Raw genomic sequence first — 2803 nt, 5'->3', positions numbered from 1 at the left:
CTGTGCCATCCTCCCGGATCGCCGCCAGCGCCACTTTCGCCTTGAACTCCGCGTTGTGTTTCTTCCGTGTCGTCGACAAGTCTCACCTCCGGCTCAACCGCCGTTCCAAGGGAAGACTCTCTCTTAACACCCTGTCCAGTTTTCGGGGGCCACCTTAGCGCGTCAGGACCAGACGCAGCCGCGGCCATCACTACGCGATGATTCGTTCGGCATTCGTTGTACCGATCCTGCCCTGCCTGCCGACACCGAGCGGCAGCGCTGGATGGCACGCCAGGTTCGACATGCCGCCGATCTGGCGTGGGTGCCGGAGAGCGTCGGGATCCATATCGTCAAGGTCGAGTGGCGGGCGGCGGACGCAGCACTGGTGCTGACGCTCCGCACCGGCACGCAGATCATTGACCGCCGTGATGAGGTCGTGGCGCTCGGCGAGCCCGACAGCAACGCGATTGCGCTGATGGTCGCATGCGCTCAGCGACACGGCTGGCTATCCGCCGCGGTGCATGGCTCCGAGGCGTTCCGCGTGGCGGCTGCACGCGCGCTGCTTGCGGCGGGGATTAAGATTGTTGATCCGCCGCTGCCCGCGGAGGAGGTGGCGACGCTCCTGACCCAGGCCGCCAGCGAAGCGTCCCGTCCTCCGGCCAGTCCGGCTCGAAGACGGTGATCCAGCCGCGGTAAGCATCCTCAGGTGTCACCAGATTTGGCCGCATCCGCGTCATTGCCGGTCAAAACGATTTTCCGGCGATTCTGGAGGGGGAAGGGCCCAAACGATATCTAACACCCCGAAGGGCGATTTTGCCCTTGTACGGGCATTTGTGGCGTTGCTTTTTTGAGACGGACTCGCTTCCGATGGCTGGCTCGGGCCGGTGCAACTAATTTGACAAAGTCACGCTACTCGCAACGTCTTTCCGCTACACCGATGCTACCTGCCACGAACGCAGCGATGCCGCCGATCGCCAACGCCGCTCCGGCCGTAGGTTCACTCATGGTGGCGACCGCGCGCGGCCAGCAGGATTGCGTTGCGCGCGGTGGCGGGACTCGATCGCACTGCGTCTGCGGGCGTGACGCTGATTGATCTGGTTGACCAACGCCTGCTTGCCCTGTGGCTTGTGTGGCAGCGTCTCCTTCAGCATTTCGACGATGTCGCGCGGTGTCAGCAACGCCAGGCCTGGCTGATGCGCCACCCGCTGCTCGACGATGAACAGCATGGCCAGCATCACCATGGTGACGTGGTGGTGCCAGGCCCGCCAGCCCACCGCCTGGTAATCAGCCAGGCCGCATTCGCCCTTGGCATCCTCGAAGGCGCGCTCGACCCAGTAGCGCCCGCCCTGCATCTGCGCCAGGCGTTGCAGCGAGGTCTCGGCTGGCGCGTTGGACAGGCTGTATTTGATCGTCTTCGGCGCCGCTATCTCGCGGCGGACCACCAGATGCCAGCACCGCGCCGCCGCTTCCTCGCCGTCCCACACCCAGACCCGCCGGTGCGCGATGTCGACCCGCAACGGGCCGCGCGTGCTGTCGCGCAGGGTGCCGCGGGTCCAGTCATCCGCGCCGAACCCTGCGACCAGCTTTTCCACCGTGATGTTGTCCACGGCGGCTTGCAGCTTGCCTGGCGTACGTCCTTTGGCTTTCGGCGCCGGAACGTGCAGCCCCGGCGGTTTGGTCCACACCCGCTGCGTGGCATGAACATCGGCGACGAAGACCTCGCCCAGGTCGTCGAGCGCGCGCAGGAAGGCAGGCTCCTTGCCGTAGCCGCCGTCCACCCCGACCCAGCCGAACCGCATCCCCCGCGCCCGCGTCGCCCGTACCATCTCGAGCGCAAGTTCCGTCTTGGTGCGCATCGTGCGCGCCTCGATTGGGATCTCGGCCCGGTCGCAGCGGGCCGGGTCCTTGATCCAGCCCTGCGGCAGGTAGAGCCGCATGTCGACCGGCGTGTGCCGCGCGCCGTCGGTCAGCACCGCGAACACCGCCACCTGACAGTTGTCCACCTTGCCCAGACGCCCACACCACTGCCGGGCCACGCCAACCGAGCGGTCGCCCTGCTTGACGAAGCTGCTCTCGTCGATGAGCAGCGCGCTGTCCGGCTTGCCACCGAGCAGCCGATCGGCGTCGCGGCCGATCTGGTCGATGACCGGCTCATGCCGCCACGGCGCGTGGCTGATGAAGTGCTGGAACTGCTGCGCGCAGCCGTTCTCAACCACGGCGGCCATCGCGGCGAACGTGGCCGCCTCCGCCTGCGCGAGGCCATGCAGGTAGCGCTGCGCCACCGGCGCGTTGTCATGCCCGCGGCTGCGGAAGAACCGGCCGTAACGCTCGATGAAGCCCAGGAACGCATCGGCGATGCGATCGACGGCTGATCCGGTCAGCGGTCATCGGCACATACGGTCACCCGACGAATTGATGCTCTCACTTCGCCCTCCCAGTTCCGGATGGCCTGGCGTGCCAGTCACTCAAGCCTGTGCTTCAAACGTCAAGGGCCGCAGGCGGTTTGGTCGGGGGCGCGCACGGTCGGCCCGATCTGTGGTCTCAGGTTCGGAAAGGAACATTGCGGGTAGCGTGACTTTGTCAAACTAGGGCGTGTCGTCAATTGGAGCCAGCCGAGTGAGTCTGGGCTGCAACAGTGCGGCGGAATCGTTGATCAACAAGCGGCTTCCCGATTCCAGCAGCCCCGGTTCTTCGATGCATAGGCAGTCAGCTTTGGAGAGGCTGACCGATGCATCGACATGCCTTGCGCGACGACCAGTGGGAGCGGATCAAGGACCATTTGCCGGGCCGTCCGGGGTCCGTTGGCGTGACCGCTGCGAACAAC

Annotated in this window: 2 protein-coding genes and 1 pseudogene; 2 read left to right on the top strand and 1 reads right to left on the bottom strand. The window is 65.9% G+C overall.

Annotated elements, in window-relative coordinates:
* Nucleotides 1–262 precede the first annotated feature (262 nt).
* On the top strand, nt 263–661 hold the full coding sequence (locus CCS01_RS12755; protein WP_104519201.1) for an LPD7 domain-containing protein: 399 nt from the start codon (nt 263–265) through the stop codon (nt 659–661).
* Between the two features lie 319 nt (nt 662–980).
* On the opposite strand, the gene CCS01_RS12750 is transcribed toward CCS01_RS12755, so the two are convergent.
* The gene (locus CCS01_RS12750; protein WP_158258365.1) at nt 981–2261 is read right to left on the bottom strand and encodes an IS701 family transposase; all 1281 of its coding nucleotides are present in this window, start codon (nt 2259–2261) and stop codon (nt 981–983) included.
* Nucleotides 2262–2707: 446 nt separating this feature from the next.
* Here CCS01_RS12750 and CCS01_RS35185 point away from each other — a divergent pair.
* A pseudogene (locus CCS01_RS35185) lies at nt 2708–2803 on the top strand (IS5/IS1182 family transposase); the annotation flags it as partial.

The organism is Rhodopila globiformis, from assembly GCF_002937115.1.
Classification (GTDB): domain Bacteria; phylum Pseudomonadota; class Alphaproteobacteria; order Acetobacterales; family Acetobacteraceae; genus Rhodopila; species Rhodopila globiformis.
Note: the sequence above shows the minus strand (reverse complement) of the source record. Positions and strands in the feature narration are given on the sequence as shown.